The organism is Jezberella sp., from assembly GCF_964834465.1.
Genome location: NZ_CBAZRM010000010.1, coordinates 23078 through 41617 on the forward strand (window position 1 = coordinate 23078; position 18540 = coordinate 41617).

Here is an 18540-nt window from a genome sequence, read left to right on the forward strand (position 1 = left end):
GGGAGGTCAGTCGTGAGTGGAAATCGATGGGACCAGCCGGGTGTGCCCCACAAGGGATGGCACTGCGTTGACGTGGTCGACCTGAGGGCCGATGGCGAGTCAGCAGACGAGACCGACTACGCGACCTGCCAAATGTGCGGCAACGAGAAGATCCGCTACGTCCACATCATGGAGCATCCCGATCTGGACGAGAGCTTCGACGTCGGGTGCGTCTGCGCCGAAAAGATGAGCGACGACCACGAGGGGCCGAAACGGCGTGAAGCCAAGTTGCGCAACCGAGCAGCACGCCGAACCCGATGGCTGCAGCGCAAATGGCGGGTGTCCTCCAAGGGAAATAGTTTTCTGAATGTTGATGGGCACAACCTCGGCGTCCACATGAACAAGTTCAAGCGGTGGGGCTACCGGATCGGCAGCCGGTTTAGCACCAAGACCTACGCAACCAAGGACGAAGCCAAGCTGGCGCTGTTCGATGACTTCTGGGCCACAACCCAAGATGACGACCGGCTGTGGGCCAGTGACTGATCAGGAAAATGGATTCGATGTCGCACAACTTACCTAGCAGCACACCACGAGATGGAAGCCCACTGCTCAAGGGCAAAAGGCCTGATTTGATCGAACTGATCGCCGCCACCCTTCATTCAGTAAAGGCGTATGACTTGCCGGCGGAATGCGAGCGGCTCGGATTGGCGACCGGGACAGGTAGCGAAGCGCACTCCAGCAAGCGCGTGTACGTGCGAAGCCGTCTCCAAGGACTGAGCAACGATCAGCTTCTCCTGCTCGCACGCCAGGTTGAGCAGGATCACGTCAGTTTTTCGCTGAGCGAATTTCTCCGACTGTTGGACGAGTCGAGCGACGGTCAGACAGTCACTGAACTCACGCGGTGCTCAATCCTCAAGCAGCTGAACGACGTGAATCTCTTCGGCGAACTCCCGCTTGTCGAACAATTGGCCAAGATCTGGCCATTGTCGGAAATGCGTGGCGTGGGCATCGAGGCAAACTTGGTGGAGTCCGTCATACGGCACTGCGTGAACAATGAAGACTGGTCCAATGCTGAATTGCTCGAGATGGTGGGTGCACTAAGCAGTTCCCGACAACTGTTCTTCAAGTTGCTTGAGGCGGTCGTCTCTCCGAATGCCCGAAGAGGAAAGGAGCAGACGCAGCTCGTTGAGACACTGAATGCTCCCTTCAAGGCGGACGGCTTCCAACTAAGGCCATCGGGGAGCATCTCAGGATATTCGGCGTTCGCGGTGTGTCGAATCAGTGGTGGCGTATCTGGCGCGCCCAAGAATTTGATCTTCGCGTCAACGGGGCCGAAGCCTGAGATCGTCATCCAGGCCGTGTGGTCGTCGAGGTTGACGGATCACAGCACTTCGCCGAAGACGGGAAGCCATCCCTCGCCAGGTACGCGGACATGGTGGCGGCCGATCGTGACCTACGGCTCGCCTGGTACGAGGTCTATCGTTTTGGGGCCAACGAGCTCACCGGCCACGGGTCAGCTGAACGGATCGAAGCATTCTTTCGGCGCTTACTTCGGAAGCACGCGGTCCTTCCCGGAGCCGGTTCGGCTGAGTGAAACCATACCAACTGATCCGGATTTGCGGACGCGGGTTCAATTCCGTGAATGGGAATCGAACTGGCGGCCGGTTACCTGCACACGGTTGATGCCAACGGGCAGTCGGAACTGGTAGGATAGCGGGCATCAAGGGCTGGATTCCGCACCTTTCCGCAGGAGTTAGAAGCGGTTGTAAGGCGCTGAGTTACTGAGGTTTGGCGCAGGGTTCCACCCCACCCATACCCAGAAATCGTTCGATTCTTTCCGCAGGAACCCGCAGGAGTTCGAAATAGTCCGCACGGGCTGACGGTAGGTTGTTGATTTTGAACAACCCGCTTGATCAGTCCGCGCTTGTGGACTGCGGACTTTCAATGTGCCCCATGACGGCCGCCGCGAGCCACTTCATGTTGCAAAACGTCGGTGCTTATCAATAACTGCCGACAAAACGGAACACATCAGCCAGCACTGGCTTGAGCCGTTGATGTCTTGGTCGACGTCGCCAAGCACGATTCCTCGTAGGCTTCGATGTCGACCTGCCTATACAGCACGCGCCCCTTCAGCTTCATGAATTTCGGCCCGATGCCTTCGCTGCGCCAGCGCTCAAGGCAGGCCTCGCTGAGATGCCAGCGCGCGGCCAGTTGTTTCTGATTGAGGTGAACGACTTCCATTTTGGTCTCCTTCCGAATGAGTTGGCAGGAGTCCATGAAGGCGCTGTTCCGCGCGTGAGCCAAGCGATATGTGGCGCTGACCCATTCGCCGCCAAGAGAAGATCGTGGCGCAGTTCTGAAAACCGCGCCACATTGGGTGTAAATGGGTGTCAATTTGGAATTGAGAGTGGTTCATTATTTCCCGATCGGGAAACAAATGGCCGAATCATGCCCTGAGCACACCGAACATTCCCGATCGGGAAATATCCCTTGCACTTAGTCCGGTTGTGCCCGATAATTTCCCGAACGGGAAACTGAGCAAACCATGACATCCATTCGATCACCTCAACAACTCGGCGATGCACTGCGTGCCGCTCGCAAGCAGCTCGGGCTGACCCAGCCCCAGTTGGCGCTGGCGGCTGGGGTGGGTGTGCGCTTCATTGTCGACCTTGAAGCAGGCAAGCCCACCTTGCGGCTAGAAAACGTGCTGCGGGTCATTGATGCCCTGGGCGGTGAAGTCCAGTTGAGTGGATTGCCATCTGCTGCTTCCGACGATCAACGAGAGGATGACGGCCATGGCACATGAGCTGGAAGTCTGGCTTTTCGCAGATCGTGTCGGCACGTTGGCGCTGGTCGATGGGCGGCTAAACTTTTGCTACGCACCCAGTTGGCTGTCACACAAAGACGCCGTTGCCTTGTCCGCCTCGCTGCCCCTGCAAGCAGAGCCGTTCGATGATCGCAAAACGCGTCCCTTCTTTGCAGGTCTTCTACCGGAAGGGCAGATGCGCCGCCTGATTGCGCAGCAGTTTCAGGTGTCTGGCCAGAATGACTTTGCGCTACTGGACCACATCGGTGGCGAATGCGCCGGAGCCGTGACGTTCCTTGAGCCGGGGCAGGCTTTGCCTGTGTCGACCCGCACCGATGACGTTCAATGGCTGAGCGACGACGAAGTCGTTGCCATCCTGGATGAATTGCCGCGTCGCCCTATGCTGGCAGGCAAAGACGGCTTGCGGCTTTCCTTGGCGGGTGCCCAAGACAAGTTGCCAGTGGTTTTCGATGGTGCGCGCCTCGGGCTGCCTCTCAATGGCACGCCGAGCTCGCACATCCTGAAACCTGCCATCCACGCTGTTGAAGACAGCGTGATCAACGAAGGATTTTGCATGGCACTGGCTGAGGCCATGCAGCTCAAACCGGCAAAGTCAAAAGTTCACAAAGTATTGGATCGCTCCTTTCTACTGGTTGAGCGCTACGATCGACTGATCGATGCCCAGGGGCACCGGCAACGGCTTCATCAAGAGGACTTTTGCCAAGCACTGGGCGTGGTGCCGGAAATGAAATACCAGAATGAAGGTGGCCCGGATCTGGCGCAGTGTTTTGATCTGGTACGCAGTTCGACGCGCCCCAGTGCGCCACAGGTACTGCGACTGCTCGACTACGTGATCTTCAATGCGCTGATTGGCAATCATGATGCGCATGCCAAGAATTTCTCGCTGCTGTACTCAGGCAAGGCCCCCGTTCTGGCACCGTTCTACGACACGCTGTCGACGGCGGTGTATCCAACCCTGACGCAGAAGATGGCGATGAAAATCGGCAGCAAGTACAAGTTCAGCGAAGTGCAGGCGCGGCACTGGGAGCAGTTCGCCGAAGGCGTGGGCTTTACCAAGGCGCAGGCCAAACGGCGCATTCTGGAATTGGCAAAGTTACTGCCAGTGACGGCGCGCAAGCTCCAGTCTGACCCCGGACACCGTTTTGCTGGCAATGTCGTGGTTGAGCAAATCAATACCTTGATTGAACAACGCTGTGCCCTGACGATTCGGCGGCTCACCGACCCCGCCGCCGACAATGACGCAGCCGCCGAGCCCTCCGTTTGAACCACCATGCGGACGCGGGTTCGATTCCGGGTTTGGGATTTGAACTGGCACTGGAACGCAGACGGGTTTGATGCCCGTTCCCGGCGACCAGCCCAGCTAGAAAACCCGCTTGCAGGTCTACAATCCGGCAGGCTTTTCGATGGAGTTCGCACTGGTTCGCAGCAGCCCGCAGCGCTTCGATTGCGTACTTTCAATAGTCGTTTGGTGCGGGGTTCCACCCCACCACCAGTACCGCACATACCAACCCTTCGGGGTTGGTATTTTTTTGCCTACAGCTTTGGGTTCATGCGGGTCTGTGGGGAGTGTTGCGGACTGTGGAGACGGGGGTTCGGGGTGTTAAAAGAGAGGGTTTTGTCTCTGGGGGCGGATAGTCTCTGGGAGTCTGTACCAGTGATATGGGTCGAAGTCCGCGAGTGGTTTTTTATAAACTCTTTAAAATCAATGGGTTACTTGCGGACTGATCGAGCGAGTTTTTGTGTGGCATTGGTAGGCAATCAAAATTTCTCGTCAACGCTTAAATTAGTTGCATAGCTAACTATTTTTCAATATAATAAAAACATGTTCGAACAATGCCTCTACTTCAATACAACATCTTTAGCTCGTCAGTTGGAACGCGAGTGGGTAAAAGCATTCAAACCTTTTGGTCTGACACCCTCTCAAGCATTTATGCTGCGAGTGATTTTAGACAAACCCCAGTCCTACCAAAATGAGCTGGCCAAAGAGATGAACATTACGAAGCCTACGGCCTCAAGGGGGCTTGATGGTTTGGCCAAACTTGGACTGATCGAAAGACGGGCTTCCGAACAGGACGCAAGAGAAATTCAGATTTACCCCACCACCAAAGCAAAAGAGCTGAAAAATGATTTGAATGCGGCAAGTGGTGAGGTCACAAAGAAACTGAAGAGATTATTGGGCTCAAACGAGTTCGATGATGTTGTTGGTAAGTTGAGAGGCATTAGCTCAGCCCTGAGATAGCCCTCTTTTTTTAAACTAATAGTTGCATAGCTAACATTTTGGAGAATGATATGCCCATTTTGAACGTAAAAGTCAGCGGAAAAAAGTCCATCGAAACTACAAAACAGATCAATGAACTTTTGCTTGATCTGACCCATCGTGTATTGGGCAAGAAAAAAGAAGTCACCGCAATTGCCATTGATTACGTAGATCACGACTGCTGGTTAGTCGGCGGTCATCTTCTCAGTGAACAAGGCAAGAACAGCTTTGGGTAACGTAGCCCTCTGGGGTGTTAATGGTGTCTTCTTTCCACATCATTTTTTGTTCGGCTAAGTCAAAGGCAGTCTGACTGTCGGCCCACATACCTGCATCGTGGAAAGCTTTACCTGCCTCGAGCAAATCGAGCAAGTCATCTTTATTGTAGGTAGGCTCATTTTTGCTATTTTTATACTTCATCGCAAAAGATTTGAAGTCTCCATTTGCAAGAGCATTTTTAGCCGCTGCGTCGTCTGAGGTTCTGGGCCCAGCACAACCTGTGATCAGTGCAATCAGGGCCAACACGGCCAGATTTCTGATCGTTCTCATCCGTATGTTCATTTGTCTCGCTCTCTTCTAATAGTGGATTCAACATCATGAGCTGTCTATGCGGGGTCACGCCAAAAAACAGCGTCAAGCGATCTATTCCTCAATGGCGAGGTCACACGCTCACACTTAAACAGTTAAAAAAAGTTAAATATTTGCGAAGAACATACCCCAGAATAAATGACAAGATTCCGCCAATTGAGAATAGTTAATGATTGTTTAATCCCGTGCAAAGGGGATTGCAGATGACTCACTCGCTCTGTATCGACAGAAAAACGTTATAGGCATTCATTTTGTTGGCTGGTTTGAATAATTGAATAAGAGCCAACGCACTACGATTGTTTTATTTCTGTCATATTTCAGCTATAAGATCGACCTCGGCAAGATTTGCCCTACTTTTAATAAAAATGTGCTGTTTGTCTGGTCAAGGCATTGCCTGTAGCAGTTACTTGGGAATGCCCATGAAATATCCCCTCAAATTTATCGGTTCTGTTTTCACGTCACTGCTACTGGCTTACACGCTATCAGGGGTCGCTTGGGCACAGCAACCGGCTTCCATTGAACCGACGAGTGAAACGCTAGAACAGCGGCAACGCAGCCTTGACAGCGCATTGACCTGGATTGATGAGCGCTTCAGCATCCACGGACAAATGACGTCCATTACCCAAGCCTACAGTGCGTTCAATGCGCCCTACTCTGGCGCGAACAGCCTACCCGGCTATAGCGACAGCGCTGGTACCTTCGACGGCAGCTTGTTTTTAGGGGCAAAACTATGGACGGGCGCAGAAGCATATTTCAATCCAGAAATCGAGCAGGGCTTCGGTTTAGCAGGAACCTTAGGGATGGCTGGGTTTCCCAGCGGTGCGGCTTATAAGATCGGCAGCGCCGACCCGTACTACAGAACCTCGCGAGCCTTTATCCGTCAGACCTTTAACCTGGGCGGCGAGACCATCAATCTTGAAAATCAACCCAATCAGTTTGCCAAGGCAATTACGTCAAACAACCTGGTGATTACCGCCGGTAAATTCTCGGTGGTAGATATCTTCGACACCAACAGCTATGCGCACGATCCTCGATCAGACTTCCTCAATTGGGCGGGGATTGACGCCGGCGCATTTGACTATGCTGCTGACGCTTGGGGGTACACGTATGGCGCAGCGATCGAATGGAGCCAAGATTGGTGGACGCTGCGCGGTGGCTTTTTTGACTTATCGGTCATCCCAAACAGCACGCAAATCGACATAGGGTTCAAACAATACGAACTGGTCACAGAATTTGAAGCGCGACACGAGCTCTGGGGACACAAAGGCAAGTTCAAGGTGCTGGGCTTTGTTAACCGAGGCAACATGGGTCGCTATGCCGATGCCGTCGCGCAGGCGCAGCAAACTGGCGGCACCCCCGATACAGCTCTCGTCAGACAAATGGGATGGAGACCCGGCATTGCCCTGAATTTTGAACAAGAAATCACGCCAACGGTGGGGATGTTCGTTCGAGCGAGTCAAAATTCAGGGGCGCAAGAGACTTTTGAATTTACCGATATCAATCAGTCACTGAGCGCCGGCTTGTCGATTAAGGGCACTCTATGGAACCGCCCTGACGACACGCTTGGCATCGCTGGGACGGTTAACGCGATCTCTAAAGATGCTCAGCAATATTTCGCGCTGGGCGGTCTAGGGGTGCTGATCGGTGACGGCGCCTTGAGTTATGGCCCAGAGCAAATACTCGAGGTCTACTACAACTTCACGGCCACTGACTATTTATCGTTCGGGCTCGATTATCAACACATCACCAACCCGGGCTACAACACAGCTCGCGGGCCGGTCAATATCTTCGGGTTTAGAGTCCACACCAGTTTTTAGTCGCTTGAACCTTGGTGGTCAGAGCTAGGGCAGTGTCGGCGATGACCCGCTGTGTGAGCTGACTTTATTACTAAGATTTATTTAATCTCAATGAGATTTTTTCATCACATTGAGATTACAATGCGGACATCGTGACTACGTGTAATTGCCTGCTCAGACATGAAGCTCTGGAGATTCTTCAAAGACACGATGTTATTCGTCATCGTCGGCGTCGCGGGCGTGGTTTTATCAATTTCCACTTTTTTATTGGTGCGGCACACCGAAGCCGAAAAAGAGCAGGCGCATTTCGAGAGAGTTGCTGAGCAGCAGCTCGACATTCTCAGCACCAATATCCGATTAACGCTTGATAATCTTGTCGCTGTGAGCGCATTTTTTGATAGCACGCCCAACATCGATCGTGCCACTTTCAGTCGACTCGTTAAACCCCTGATACAGCGTAATCCAGCGATTCAAGCCTTTGAATGGATACCGCTGGTTACCGACAAACAGCGTGAGCATTTTGAGTTAGCCGCTCACTCAGACGGCGCACCGATGTTTCAACTCAAAGAGCGCAACGGCCAGGGTGAAATGATTGTTGCGCGTGCACGGCATGAGTACTACCCAGTCTATTACGTTGAACCCTACCTGGGTAACGAAAAAGCCATAGGATTCGATCTTGGTTCGGATGAAGCACGCTGGATGGCGCTCGTCAACTCGAAAAAAACGGGTCAACTGGTCGCGACTAGCCGGGTCAAGTTGGTTCAGGAAACCACCGATCAATTCGGATTTTTAGTGTTTCGTCCGGTATACAGTGCACTCAAAACCGTGGAAGATCCGTCCGAGGACAAGCTGCTCGGCTTTGTGCTGGGTGTGTTTCAAATGCAAGATTTGATCGAAAGACTGGATGATCCCTCGCAGGCAAAGAAGCGAAATGGGGTGGCCTTATCGGTCTTCGATCTCGACGCAAAAGAAGGAGAACATCTGCTCTATCCGAAACAGGCCAACATCGATTCTGCGGCTGATTTGCCAGCAGGTAAACGGATTGAGAGACGCCTAGAGGTGGCCGGCCGTCATTGGCTGGCGGTGGTGATTGAGTCTGAGCCGGGCATAACCGATTGGGAGAGCTGGCTCATCTTGCTGGCAAGTTTGCTCATCACCGCGCTTGTGCTTGCCTACCTACGGCAGATGTTGGTTGGTCGCCAGGCCATTGCCGAAAAACTGGCCGCTGAACAAGCTGCTTTCGCAAAATCCCGTTTCCTTGCCACGATGAGTCATGAAATTCGCCTGCCCATGAGTGGGGTGATCGGGATGACAAGCTTATTGCTTGAAACGCCACTCAACGATGAACAACGACGCTTTACCGAAACTGTCAAAGTGTCTGCGACTGCACTGCTGACGGTAATCAATGACATCTTAGATTACTCAAAGCTCGAGGCTGGGCGATTAAGAATCGAACAACAGCCCTTTGATTTGCTCGAACTGACGCAGGGCGTGATCGATATTCTTGTCCCGCGGGCTCACGAAAAAAATCTTTCGTTCACGCAGACGGTGACGCATGAATCCATGGGATGCTATCTGGGCGATGGTGGCCGGTTACGTCAGATCTTGCTTAACCTGCTAGGCAACGCAATCAAATTTACCGAAACCGGCAGTGTTGATCTCACGGTTCGAGTCGCAAACCAGTCTGAGTCTGATGCAACCCTGCAATTCATTGTGACTGATACAGGTATTGGCATTGAAGAAGCAGCCCGACCAAGACTGTTCAACATGTTCGAGCAAGCCAATATCAGCACTGCCCGCAAGTACGGCGGGAGTGGTTTAGGCCTGTCAATTTGCAAGCTGTTGGCAGAGCAGATGTTCGCGACCATTACCTATACCAGCGAGGTGGGTCAAGGCAGTCAATTCACGCTGACCATCCCCTTGACACGTCTTGTCAATGAAGCAGGCGCGACGAACCACAGCAAAACGTCGTCCGCTCATGAGGCACGATCGCAAATGGGTGGATCGACCGAAGACTATAGCGCAGCGAAAATTCTGGTAGCTGAAGATAATCCGATCAACCGTTTAGTGGTCACCACCATGTTAGACAAACTCGGCTATCTGGCAGACGTCGCCGTTGACGGGCGTGAAGCGGTAGACATGGTGAAGGCGAACGATTACGCGCTTGTGTTTATGGATATGCAAATGCCAGAGATGAACGGCTTAGATGCCACGCGACTGATACGCGCCTTACCCTACCCAAAAAACCGCGTGCAAATTATTGCTGTCACCGCCAACATTACCAACGAAGACCGTGAAGTCTGTTTGGCCGCAGGCATGGATGATTTTCTGACCAAACCGTTTACCAAAGAAGTTATAGAAACCATCGTGACGAGTCGATTAAAAAGAACGTCTGATCGCAACCCTGCCGCATCGAGATAAAAAAAGCGCTTTTATGTGCGCTAGCAGACTTACACCCATCGAAGTAAGTCCTACAGTGGCTTGTCGGTCATTATTGACTTACATGAAGGGAGGCCTCTCTTTTCATCGTCTCAGGAGAAACACATGACTATTGAACAAAAACCAGCCATTGCCGCCACTGCCACTGCGCAGCAAAACCACGCCAAAGCAGCTGAACATCATGACGCTGCTGCCGTGGCGCACAAAGAAGCAGCCAAGCAGAGTGCAGCGGGTGATGCGAAACAAGCTGGCTTCCATGCAGCGGTTGCGCAAGGCCATTCTTTGCAAGCTGGTGAGCACAGTGACGCTGCCTGCAAGAAAGCTGCTTCCGCTGCGCCAGCAATGAAATAAGCTGATTAAGCCAACCAATTAGGTGATGCCTATTTGACTGAACAGGTATAGAAGCCAATGGGGTGCTCCTCGCTATGGTAGCCTTTGCCGACCAATGACAACTTCTTCATGTCGAACCCAGCACGGCCTAACAGGCGAATCGCCTCTTCAGCTTCAACGTGCGTATTAAAAATATAAGTAGGCGCTTTTTCGAGGGTCATGATGTGTCCTGAGGTGAGTGAAACGAGACTTGCCAGCGTTGAGCATCGTTTACCGTGGGGCTTGTGTCTGTGCGCTGACGCACCAAACCACACTCAGAAAACATGGTTCCATCAAGGCCGCGTTGTAGCCATCAGCGCAGAAATGATTGTGCTCAATATCATTTATCTTTAAGATTCTGATGGTTACTGCCCAACGAGACCTTATAAAGCGAGACAAAAGATGAGCGAAGTTCTGGAGAATCCCAACGAATTAAACCTTGGTCAACGAGAGTCAATTTATCAACCTGAACAACCGGGATTGATCTTCCCCGATCGACCCCGCTTTGAGTCTTATGCGCAAGAGCGTCAACATTTGAAAGAAAGACTCGTTGCCGCTTGTCGAGCGTTTCATATACACGGCTTTGATTACGGTTTTGCAGGGCATCTGACCGTGCGAGACCCAGAGCATCCCCATCTCTATTGGACAAACCCGATGGCCGTGCATTTCTCAAAAGTGCGTGTTTCAAATCTGATCCTGGCGGATCACGATGGTCGTGTGGTTGAAGGTCGTTATGCGATCAACCGTGCGGGCTTTGTGTTGCACGCGGCTGTGCATGAAATGCATCCAGATATCGTTGCGATGTGCCATGCTCATACGGTTTACGGCACCGCGTTCGCTGCCTTGGGTAAAAAACTCGATCCGATTAGCCAAGATGCCGCGGCCTTTTACGAAGATCACGCCGTCATTGGGGCCGAAGCGGGTCAAGTAGCCGTCGAAGTCAAAGCAGGCGGCAGCGTGGCCGCTCACTTCAAAGGCGTTAAAGCCGCGATCCATCGCAATCATGGTCTGTTAACGGCAAGCCGTCATAGCATTGAGGCAGCTGCGTTCTGGTTTATCGCACTTGAGCGTTGCTGTCAGCAACAATTGTTGATTGAAGCCAGTGGGCACAAACCGATGTTGGTACCTCACGAAAAAGCGTTGTACAGCCGAGAGCATGTGGGCAGCGAATATATCGGCTGGCTGCACTTTCAAACGATCTGGACTCAATTAGTCGAAGACCAACCTGACATGTTCGACTGAATCGAGTGATGCGCCAACCGATGGCTTATGATTCGAACGTTCGATCAAAAAAATAACTTACCATCCGGAGTTTTTATGCAAGCAATCCCTCTCAACATTGCGCTGATCATCTTGATTGCTTTAGCTCAATATTTGTTTTTCACGTTTCGCGTCGGAACCGCACGCGGGAAGTACAACGTGCCAGCGCCAAAAACAACAGGCAATGAAACATGGGAACGTCTGTATCGGGTGCAAATGAATACGGCTGAACTGCTGATTGTGTTCATCCCAGCGGTTGTGATGTTTGCACATTTCGTCAGTGCAACCTGGGCACTGGTGCCGGGGATTGCTTTTATCGTGGGTCGTGCACTCTACGCCAGGCTTTACGTTTCAAACCCAGCAAGCCGTACCCCCGGTGCTGCCTTGAGCCTGTTGAGTAATATCGGCATGGTGGTCATCACGCTGATCGTTGTTATCGTGGATATCGTCAAATAAACAATATCCACGTTTGTTCTGCTCTTGATGAATGGTCGACTCAGACCGCAGTCAGCATGGGGTAGTCGACGTAACCTTGAGCGTGACCACCATACATGGTGGCACGGTCGGGCTGATTCAACGACGCACGATGCTTGAAACGCTCAGGCAAATCTGGGTTCGCGAGAAACAAGGTACCGAACGAAACGGCATCCGCCCCCCCTGTCTCAACGGCGGTCGAAGCGGTTTGCTGATCGAAGCCAGTATTAATCAATAACAAGCCAGAGAAGGCCTGACGAACACGTGGTAACAAAGCGGTGACGCCAGCTGGCAGTTGGGCGGGCTCCATGAAGTGCAAAATACCGAGCTTGCGTTTTTCGAGTTGTTCGACCACATAGAGGTAGGTCTGCTCGGGCTGGCTATCGCTCATCCCGTTATAAGGGATACGAGGCGACAAGCGCACCGACACACGGTCTGGTCCCCAGACGTCCATCACTGCATCGGTTACTTCCAGCAAAAATCGCGCACGATTCTCGATCGATCCACCGTATTGATCAGTCCGTCGATTTGATCCGTCTTCCAGAAACTGTGCAGGTAGATAGCCAAAAGCGCCGTGAATCTCGACGCCGTCAAAGCCAGCGGCTTTCGCTGCTTCTGCACCCGCTTTGAACTGCGCAATCGCTTGTTCAATGTCGGCCAGGGTCATCTCTCGGGGAGTGACCGTGTCTTGAGGGCCACTCTCGGTATACACCTGACCGTGAAAAGAGATTGCTGATGGCGCCAAGGGAAGCTTGCCACCATGAAACGCTGGATGAGAGACGCGGCCGACATGCCACAACTGGGCGAACATCAACCCGCCCGCTTGATGGACCGCCTGAGTGACTTGTTGCCACCCTTGGATTTGTTCATCGGTATGGATCCCTGGCGTAAACACATAGCCGATACCTTGTGCGCTCACCTGGGTGCCTTCGCTGATGATTAAACCAGCGCTGGCGCGTTGCGAATAGTACTGAACCATTAAATCGTTGGGTACCCGTTGTGGGGCCCGTGAGCGCGTCATCGGCGCCATAAACACGCGATTTTTAAAGTCGAAAGGCCCATGCTTGAACGGGCTAAGTAGTTTGTCTGTCGGCACTGAAAACTCCTGGTTGAAGTGGCTTGAAACAGCCGTAGAGCCATCTTATGCTGTATCATTAATAAAAAATATATCGAAAAAATAAACAGATAGTCTCAAAATTGAAACAATTTAATTTCCAAGCGCTTGCCGATTTCAATTTGGTAGCTAGTTATGACGGTTTCGGTAAAGCTAGCCGTGCTAGTGGCAGACCCAAAGCCTCGCTGTCACGCCATGTCGCCGAACTCGAAGAAAGTCTCGGCGTGAGATTGCTCGAGCGGGTTGGTCGGTCATTTCGTTTGTCGGAAGAAGGCAAAACCCTTTACAACCGAACGGCTGGTCTGCTTGGCGAGGTATCCAATGCAGCAGAAGAACTGACCGCAGGGCTGGGTAAGCCGCGCGGCAAGTTAAGGATTAGTGCGCCTGTCACGTTCGGAAACGCTGCCATCGGCAGATTGGCAGCTGAATTCGCCCGCCTTTACCCAGATGTTCAACTAGAAGTAACTGTCGAAGATCATCACGTCGACTTGATTGAAGATGGCTACGATATCGTTATTCGTGTTAATCCAACCCCCGATAACGATCTCGTCGGTCGCTGTTTCTTTCGCGATCGACTTGCTTTGGTGGCGGCGCCGTCGTTGTCTTATCCGCAAGCAACAGGAGGTGCTGGTGCCACGCCCAGTATCCCCGCCATTGTTGGCACCACGATGCCAGATCATGGGACTTGGACAATACGGCGGGGCGGCATCATACAAACCGTGAATCGGCATGCTGTTCTCAAACTCCCAACCCCCTCTATCATCCGAGATGCCGCGATCGAAGGGATTGGGGCTGCTATTCTTGCGCGGAATTTTGTCGAAGAAGACATCGCCAATGGCAAGTTGACTGAATGGGGCGACGTGCCAGATCGTGCGGTTGAGATATGGGTGATGCATTCTTCGCGGCGGTTAGTGAGCAGCAAGGTTGCAGCGTTTGTGCGCTTTTTGTGCGATGCATTTGCCGATCAGTCTATCAGCTTGAGCGGTAAAACACGGCTGTCCTCGTCAAGTGCACTCCCTTAGAAAGCGCTCAGGTCACGCCGACGTGCTAATCAACATCTCCGACTCAGACATTGAATTGACCGCCATGCGGGCTCAAGGTGCGGGTGGCCAAAACGTCAACAAAGTTTCTAGTGCGATACACCTGCGGTTTTACATTCCCACGTCTTCTCTACCCGCTGACGTCAAGGTTCGCCTATTGGCACTCAAGGATCATCGCATCACCCGTGACGGTGCGATTGTGATCAAGGCTCAGACGCATCGAAGTCAAGAACTTAACCGCAGTGAGGCGATTCAACGTCTGCACGATTTGGTCAATAGCGTCGCGCACCCACCCAAACGTCGCTTAGCGACTAAACCAACTTACAGTTCGACGCAAAGACGTTTGGCCGGTAAGCGCAAACAGGCTGAGATTAAGGCAGGTCGAGGCAAGGCGATCGATTGATTGACTGATTGAGCATGCTCCGCTTATTGAATGATCGCCCTGTCTCAGGGGACTATTGGTTGGTTAGCCTTCTTGCATACGACGCCGCATAGGCAGACGAACGAAAGTTCAGCACAGGATCTGCAGTGGGTGCAACCCCATCGCTCATCACTAAGGGATCAAAATTGATTTTTTCGCAATCAGCCCCCTTCTGCGCATAAGCTTTGGTAATGGTCAGGATACCGGCCTTTACCGCCTTACGATCTTTGGGCCAATACACGGTCGGGTTGATCTCTTCATCACCCGCTTGGCCGATCGTGAGCACCATCTCCCATTTGATCGGTCCCGCTTCAGCGCGTTTGGTTATATCTTCATCAAGAAACCTAGCGGGCTTGGACGTGAGTTCTGCGTCAGTCAGCAACTGCACGCCCGCCAAAGGCACAAACTGCCATTTGACCAGGGTCGTTTGATTATTTTGATTAACGAACTTGAACGTGTGAATACTAAAATAATCGCTGGTGGCATAGCTGGCTGGCGGATGATGCGATGCCATGTAATCGCCCAAAGGGGCTACATCAGGATGGCCTGCTCTAAAAGCTTTGAGCTTGTCAGCATCGGGCTTGCCCGTCGCAGGATCAGGCGTACCAGCTTGCACCGCTTCATAAAAAGTAGAGGGCGTCGCGGCACCGAAAACCGGCACGTTCAACATCGTGAAGTGATGCAACTGACCACCAGGCAATTTAAATTCAAGCGCCATGCCACGCGGGCTCTTTGCCGTGTCGGGGGCTTTGGGGTTACCACCAGCCAACGACAGACGACCAAGCACAGGGATAGAAGCGCCAGAGAACAACGCCGACTTAGAATAAGCCTGAACTTCTTTGTTGCCAACAAAGCTGCCTGACACGCAGACCCCGACAATGTGATTGCGACGTTCGCCAGCAGTTACCCCATTTTGCCTTTCGAGCGCATTCACCACTTGCTCGCCCGTCGGTGGTGTTTGAGCCCAAGCACTCATACAGCAACTCAGGCCAGCGACGAAGGCCCCGATTGTCGGTAAACAAGTGGTAGATTTTTTTGCACTCATGTTGATTTCCATCCTTAGTTAGAACATCCACAATACTCTTTTTTTGCCATTTTTCTCTGTCACTTTGCTTGGTATTCAAACAGATGTTTCGGTGCGACAATCGAGTCAATTCAAATAATCCGGAGACTTCAAACATGAAACGCATTTCAAGCTTCACCGCTCTCTGCTTGCTCGCTTTGCTAGCCGCTATGCCTACTGCACAGGCCCAAGAACGGTTCACTCGGGTTCCCGTCGATCAGATGACACCAGAGCAAAAGACATACTTTGATCAACTGATGGCAGGCCCCGTCTCAGCGACGGGTAGTGCTGCCGTACAGGCAGGGGCAAAGAGCGTGGGGGCCCCGTTTAACGTGTATTTGCGCAGCCCACAGTTGGCGCAGGCTCTGCGCCAAACCGGAGAGCAACTGCGCTTTCATAGCTCGTTGCCGGCACGTCTCAACGAATTTGCCATCATCATTGTCGGGCAACATTGGGGTTCACAATATGAGTGGTATGCGCATACCCGCTTAGCGTTGAAAGCAGGGTTAGATCCAAAAATACCAGAGCAATTGGCCAAAGGCGAGCGCCCACAAGGGATGGGGAAGGAAGAAACGGCGATTTACAATTTCAGCCGCGAGCTGCTCGATACTCACCAAGTCAGTGACGAGCATTATGCCGCTGTCAAAGACTTATTCGGTGAACAAGGCGTGGTCGACCTGATGGCGGTGAGTGGCTATTACGTCATGGTTTCGATGATGCTCAATGTCAATCGAACCCCTTTGCCAGCTGGCGCAGAGCCCGCATTTCCGAGCCCCGCTGCAGCGACAAAAACCAAGTAATTAGTTCAGTGGTCGGATCCAGACGTTTCTGAATCTGACGTAACCGTCGAACTGAAACGCCAAGGGGCCGGCGGCGGGCAGCTTGCTGTTTTGCACATCGGCGGTTTTAGTTCCATTAACGGTATACGTCAAATGCGATCCGTTTGCGGTGATGTTGAGCGAATTCCATTTACCCGCAGCTCTTGGGAAGTCAGTCACTTTAGCGACATTGACGATGGCGCCTGTTGCATAAGTTGGGTCGGGCCTGACGTCCCACACGTTAAATTCGTAGCAATCATCAGCATCCACTTTGGGCGGCTTGGCGCAACGAATCATGACGCCCGAGTTGGCAACGCTATCGACATACACTTCGGCTGACAATTCAAAGTTTTGAAATGACTTTTTCGTCAACAGATAACCCGTGCCGACTTCAGCTTTTGCCATGCCGTTCTCGAGGCGAATCGGCGCGTTGCCAACCGGCACAAACGCGTTGAGATTAGTCCCGTCAATCAGCGCAATCCAACCTGCACCCGCTGGCGGTGCAACGGCGACTGGCGCTTGCTCTATCCCCGCACAGCCCGACAACACCAACACCAGCGCACTGGTTGCGCTGGCGATACTGAACTTGATAACTGTCTTCATTTTTATCTCCGGTTAGATCAAGTTCTTTACCTGATCAGTTTTTATAGACGCAACAGCAACGAGTTATCAACCTCAGCCATCGCATATTATTGCGTTGTCATGCTAGCCACATAATCGTGGATGGTCAATCGTGCTTCATTGTGTCGTTCTGAGGGGAGTCTAAATTGAATTTACTAAAAACCGCCATGAAAGCCCGTTTGCAACAAGCCCAAATTCTGCTTGCCCCAGGCATCTACGACGCGCTATCTGGTTTGATTGCAGAGCAAAGTGGTTTCGAAGCTGTCTATTTATCAGGCGCTTCGATTGCCTATACCCTGTTGGGGCGCTCTGATGTTGGTCTGACGACGTTCACCGAGGTCAACGAGAGACTTGCTCAAATCAGCGATCGCATCGGTCTGCCCATCATTATTGACGCAGATACGGGCTTTGGTAACGCGCTCAATACCGAGAGAACGGTGCGCGGATTTGAACGCAGCGGTGCGACCGTCATTCAACTAGAGGATCAAAGCTTCCCCAAACGCTGTGGTCACCTCGACGGCAAAACGGTTGTCTCAACGGTCGAGATGGTTGGCAAAATCAAAGCAGCTGTCGATTCGCGTCATCAAGCCAGCACGCTCATCATGGCCAGAACGGATGCGGTCGCTGTTGAGGGCTTTGAAGCCGCCCTCGATCGCGCCGAAGCCTATTTAGGCGCAGGTGCAGACATACTGTTCATTGAAGCCGTTCGTTCAGATGAACAGATGCGCGTCGTTAACGAGAGATTTAGTGGCCGTGTGCCCTTACTCGCGAATATGGTTGAAGGCGGGAAGACGCCCGTCAAACCCGTTGCTGAGCTACAAGCCTTCGGTTACTCAATCGCCATCTTTCCGGGTGGCGCAGCCAGGACGGTGGCGCATACCTTACAAGGATATTATGCGAGTTTGAAAGCCACGGGCAGCACTGCGGCTTATCAGGACAAGATGCAGACCTTTGACGGATTAAATGCGCTGATCGGCACCCCTGAGCTTCTGGCCCGCGGTCAAAAGTACGAATCGGGCGGTCAATGAACGACCGAACTCCACTGCTATACTGCACGGCATGCTGAGAAAGAGTAAACCCGCTTGGATCTGTGCCTGGCTCACCACGTTGGCGGTGTTGCTCTCGGCATTGATGCCTGCGTTGACGCAAGCCAGTCGGTCCTCTGATGTCTTTTCAAACTCGATTTGTACTTCAGCTGGTCTGTCATGGCTCGATAGCAACCAACAACCGCTTGATCAAGCATCAGGCCAAACGGTACAGCACCTGAGTGGTGAGCACTGTATCTGGTGTAGCGCTCAGCCAATTGATCTGAACCCGAGTCCGACGGTACTGCCCGTGCTGGCGTTGCCGTTTGCGATTGCGCACCCACCAGCCTATGCACTGCCTCAAGTCAGACGCCTGCCTTGGGCGATGGGCTCGCCAAGAGCCCCGCCTCACCTTACCTAAAACGAGCAGCGGCGACGCGACCCTTGCCGAC

General features: G+C 52.6%; 21 protein-coding genes and 1 pseudogene. 16 read left to right on the top strand and 6 right to left on the bottom strand.

The features are described from left to right. The first annotated feature begins 12 nt into the window (after nucleotides 1–12). The gene (locus AC1W8Y_RS09115; RefSeq protein WP_482014165.1) at nucleotides 13–522 is read left to right on the top strand and encodes a hypothetical protein; all 510 of its coding nucleotides are present in this window, start codon (nucleotides 13–15) and stop codon (nucleotides 520–522) included. Between the two features lie 8 nt (nucleotides 523–530). Continuing rightward, nucleotides 531–1688 (top strand): AbiJ-related protein, encoded by a 1158-nt coding sequence (locus AC1W8Y_RS09120; RefSeq protein WP_482014166.1) that lies wholly within the window; start codon nucleotides 531–533, stop codon nucleotides 1686–1688. A gap of 319 nt (nucleotides 1689–2007) precedes the next feature. On the opposite strand, the gene AC1W8Y_RS09125 is transcribed toward AC1W8Y_RS09120, so the two are convergent. Next, nucleotides 2008–2220: a helix-turn-helix transcriptional regulator gene (locus tag AC1W8Y_RS09125; protein WP_090539654.1), complete on the bottom strand. Its 213-nt coding sequence runs from the start codon at nucleotides 2218–2220 to the stop codon at nucleotides 2008–2010. A gap of 304 nt (nucleotides 2221–2524) precedes the next feature. On the opposite strand from AC1W8Y_RS09125, the gene AC1W8Y_RS09130 reads away from it, so the two are divergent. From AC1W8Y_RS09130 to AC1W8Y_RS09145, 4 genes and pseudogenes are all read left to right on the top strand, one after another. After that, entirely contained in the window at nucleotides 2525–2785 is a 261-nt protein-coding gene (locus AC1W8Y_RS09130) for a helix-turn-helix transcriptional regulator (RefSeq protein WP_482014167.1), read from the top strand. After that, a complete protein-coding gene (locus tag AC1W8Y_RS09135) occupies nucleotides 2775–4070 on the top strand; it encodes a HipA domain-containing protein (protein WP_482014168.1) in 1296 nt (431 codons plus the stop codon). Before AC1W8Y_RS09130 ends, AC1W8Y_RS09135 begins: the two co-directional genes overlap by 11 nt. 558 nt (nucleotides 4071–4628) lie before the next feature. After that, nucleotides 4629–5045, top strand: coding sequence for a MarR family winged helix-turn-helix transcriptional regulator (locus tag AC1W8Y_RS09140; protein WP_482014169.1), 417 nt, complete (start codon nucleotides 4629–4631; stop codon nucleotides 5043–5045). Nucleotides 5046–5095: 50 nt separating this feature from the next. Then, a pseudogene (locus AC1W8Y_RS09145) lies at nucleotides 5096–5290 on the top strand (tautomerase family protein); the annotation flags it as partial. Here the strand turns inward: AC1W8Y_RS09145 and AC1W8Y_RS09150 are convergent. Beyond that, complete coding sequence (locus tag AC1W8Y_RS09150; protein ID WP_482014170.1) at nucleotides 5268–5621, bottom strand: hypothetical protein; 354 nt, start codon at nucleotides 5619–5621, stop codon at nucleotides 5268–5270. The pseudogene AC1W8Y_RS09145 and the gene AC1W8Y_RS09150 overlap by 23 nt on opposite strands. Before the next feature lie 446 nt (nucleotides 5622–6067). Between AC1W8Y_RS09150 and AC1W8Y_RS09155 the strand changes: the two genes are divergently transcribed. The 3 genes from AC1W8Y_RS09155 (at nucleotide 6068) to AC1W8Y_RS09165 (ending at nucleotide 10234) form a co-directional block, all read left to right on the top strand. Beyond that, nucleotides 6068–7465 carry a carbohydrate porin gene (locus AC1W8Y_RS09155; protein WP_482014171.1) on the top strand — a complete coding sequence of 466 codons (1398 nt, stop codon included), beginning with the start codon at nucleotides 6068–6070 and terminating at the stop codon, nucleotides 7463–7465. A gap of 159 nt (nucleotides 7466–7624) precedes the next feature. Further along, nucleotides 7625–9865 (top strand): CHASE domain-containing protein, encoded by a 2241-nt coding sequence (locus AC1W8Y_RS09160; protein WP_482014172.1) that lies wholly within the window; start codon nucleotides 7625–7627, stop codon nucleotides 9863–9865. A 123-nt stretch (nucleotides 9866–9988) separates the two neighbouring features. Further along, on the top strand, nucleotides 9989–10234 hold the full coding sequence (locus AC1W8Y_RS09165) for a hypothetical protein (protein ID WP_482014173.1): 246 nt from the start codon (nucleotides 9989–9991) through the stop codon (nucleotides 10232–10234). Between the two features lie 29 nt (nucleotides 10235–10263). On the opposite strand, the gene AC1W8Y_RS09170 is transcribed toward AC1W8Y_RS09165, so the two are convergent. Continuing rightward, nucleotides 10264–10434 carry a hypothetical protein gene (locus AC1W8Y_RS09170; protein ID WP_482014174.1) on the bottom strand — a complete coding sequence of 57 codons (171 nt, stop codon included), beginning with the start codon at nucleotides 10432–10434 and terminating at the stop codon, nucleotides 10264–10266. Between the two features lie 220 nt (nucleotides 10435–10654). Here AC1W8Y_RS09170 and AC1W8Y_RS09175 point away from each other — a divergent pair, with 220 nt between their 5' ends. Together AC1W8Y_RS09175 and AC1W8Y_RS09180 are read left to right on the top strand one after the other, a co-directional pair. Next, nucleotides 10655–11494: a class II aldolase/adducin family protein gene (locus AC1W8Y_RS09175; protein WP_482014175.1), complete on the top strand. Its 840-nt coding sequence runs from the start codon at nucleotides 10655–10657 to the stop codon at nucleotides 11492–11494. A gap of 75 nt (nucleotides 11495–11569) precedes the next feature. Then, on the top strand, nucleotides 11570–11968 hold the full coding sequence (locus tag AC1W8Y_RS09180) for an MAPEG family protein (protein WP_482014176.1): 399 nt from the start codon (nucleotides 11570–11572) through the stop codon (nucleotides 11966–11968). A 40-nt stretch (nucleotides 11969–12008) separates the two neighbouring features. Here AC1W8Y_RS09180 and AC1W8Y_RS09185 read toward each other — a convergent pair whose 3' ends face one another. After that, entirely contained in the window at nucleotides 12009–13082 is a 1074-nt protein-coding gene (locus AC1W8Y_RS09185) for an alkene reductase (RefSeq protein WP_482014177.1), read from the bottom strand. Nucleotides 13083–13183: 101 nt separating this feature from the next. Here AC1W8Y_RS09185 and AC1W8Y_RS09190 point away from each other — a divergent pair, with 101 nt between their 5' ends. Together AC1W8Y_RS09190 and arfB are read left to right on the top strand one after the other, a co-directional pair. After that, nucleotides 13184–14122, top strand: coding sequence for a LysR family transcriptional regulator (locus AC1W8Y_RS09190; RefSeq protein ID WP_482014178.1), 939 nt, complete (start codon nucleotides 13184–13186; stop codon nucleotides 14120–14122). Nucleotides 14123–14144: 22 nt separating this feature from the next. After that, nucleotides 14145–14543, top strand: a complete 399-nt coding sequence (gene arfB / locus AC1W8Y_RS09195) for an alternative ribosome rescue aminoacyl-tRNA hydrolase ArfB (protein WP_482014179.1) — start codon at nucleotides 14145–14147, stop codon at nucleotides 14541–14543. Nucleotides 14544–14595: 52 nt separating this feature from the next. On the opposite strand, the gene AC1W8Y_RS09200 is transcribed toward arfB, so the two are convergent. Then, complete coding sequence (locus AC1W8Y_RS09200) at nucleotides 14596–15606, bottom strand: catalase family peroxidase (protein ID WP_482014180.1); 1011 nt, start codon at nucleotides 15604–15606, stop codon at nucleotides 14596–14598. 134 nt (nucleotides 15607–15740) lie between these two features. Between AC1W8Y_RS09200 and AC1W8Y_RS09205 the strand changes: the two genes are divergently transcribed. After that, on the top strand, nucleotides 15741–16424 hold the full coding sequence (locus AC1W8Y_RS09205) for a carboxymuconolactone decarboxylase family protein (protein WP_482014181.1): 684 nt from the start codon (nucleotides 15741–15743) through the stop codon (nucleotides 16422–16424). On the opposite strand, the gene AC1W8Y_RS09210 is transcribed toward AC1W8Y_RS09205, so the two are convergent. Next, nucleotides 16425–17045 carry a 3-keto-disaccharide hydrolase gene (locus AC1W8Y_RS09210; protein WP_482014182.1) on the bottom strand — a complete coding sequence of 207 codons (621 nt, stop codon included), beginning with the start codon at nucleotides 17043–17045 and terminating at the stop codon, nucleotides 16425–16427. Nucleotides 17046–17230: 185 nt separating this feature from the next. Between AC1W8Y_RS09210 and AC1W8Y_RS09215 the strand changes: the two genes are divergently transcribed. Beyond that, nucleotides 17231–18091, top strand: coding sequence for an isocitrate lyase/PEP mutase family protein (locus tag AC1W8Y_RS09215; RefSeq protein WP_482014279.1), 861 nt, complete (start codon nucleotides 17231–17233; stop codon nucleotides 18089–18091). Between the two features lie 31 nt (nucleotides 18092–18122). After that, nucleotides 18123–18509, top strand: a complete 387-nt coding sequence (locus tag AC1W8Y_RS09220; protein WP_482014183.1) for a DUF2946 domain-containing protein — start codon at nucleotides 18123–18125, stop codon at nucleotides 18507–18509. Nucleotides 18510–18540 lie beyond the last annotated feature (31 nt).

What these genes read in the sequence shown, in the direction of transcription:
- AC1W8Y_RS09120 (WP_482014166.1), top strand. Translation starts at nt 531, where the DNA reads ATGGATTCGATGTCGCACAACTTACCTAGCAGCACACCACGAGATGGA.
- AC1W8Y_RS09125 (WP_090539654.1), bottom strand. Translation starts at nt 2,220, where the DNA reads ATGGAAGTCGTTCACCTCAATCAGAAACAACTGGCCGCGCGCTGGCAT.
- AC1W8Y_RS09130 (WP_482014167.1), top strand. Translation starts at nt 2,525, where the DNA reads ATGACATCCATTCGATCACCTCAACAACTCGGCGATGCACTGCGTGCC.
- AC1W8Y_RS09135 (WP_482014168.1), top strand. Translation starts at nt 2,775, where the DNA reads ATGGCACATGAGCTGGAAGTCTGGCTTTTCGCAGATCGTGTCGGCACG.
- AC1W8Y_RS09140 (WP_482014169.1), top strand. Translation starts at nt 4,629, where the DNA reads ATGTTCGAACAATGCCTCTACTTCAATACAACATCTTTAGCTCGTCAG.
- AC1W8Y_RS09150 (WP_482014170.1), bottom strand. Translation starts at nt 5,621, where the DNA reads ATGAACATACGGATGAGAACGATCAGAAATCTGGCCGTGTTGGCCCTG.
- AC1W8Y_RS09155 (WP_482014171.1), top strand. Translation starts at nt 6,068, where the DNA reads ATGAAATATCCCCTCAAATTTATCGGTTCTGTTTTCACGTCACTGCTA.
- AC1W8Y_RS09160 (WP_482014172.1), top strand. Translation starts at nt 7,625, where the DNA reads ATGAAGCTCTGGAGATTCTTCAAAGACACGATGTTATTCGTCATCGTC.
- AC1W8Y_RS09165 (WP_482014173.1), top strand. Translation starts at nt 9,989, where the DNA reads ATGACTATTGAACAAAAACCAGCCATTGCCGCCACTGCCACTGCGCAG.
- AC1W8Y_RS09170 (WP_482014174.1), bottom strand. Translation starts at nt 10,434, where the DNA reads ATGACCCTCGAAAAAGCGCCTACTTATATTTTTAATACGCACGTTGAA.
- AC1W8Y_RS09175 (WP_482014175.1), top strand. Translation starts at nt 10,655, where the DNA reads ATGAGCGAAGTTCTGGAGAATCCCAACGAATTAAACCTTGGTCAACGA.
- AC1W8Y_RS09180 (WP_482014176.1), top strand. Translation starts at nt 11,570, where the DNA reads ATGCAAGCAATCCCTCTCAACATTGCGCTGATCATCTTGATTGCTTTA.
- AC1W8Y_RS09200 (WP_482014180.1), bottom strand. Translation starts at nt 15,606, where the DNA reads ATGAGTGCAAAAAAATCTACCACTTGTTTACCGACAATCGGGGCCTTC.
- AC1W8Y_RS09205 (WP_482014181.1), top strand. Translation starts at nt 15,741, where the DNA reads ATGAAACGCATTTCAAGCTTCACCGCTCTCTGCTTGCTCGCTTTGCTA.
- AC1W8Y_RS09210 (WP_482014182.1), bottom strand. Translation starts at nt 17,045, where the DNA reads ATGAAGACAGTTATCAAGTTCAGTATCGCCAGCGCAACCAGTGCGCTG.
- AC1W8Y_RS09215 (WP_482014279.1), top strand. Translation starts at nt 17,231, where the DNA reads ATGAAAGCCCGTTTGCAACAAGCCCAAATTCTGCTTGCCCCAGGCATC.
- AC1W8Y_RS09220 (WP_482014183.1), top strand. Translation starts at nt 18,123, where the DNA reads ATGCTGAGAAAGAGTAAACCCGCTTGGATCTGTGCCTGGCTCACCACG.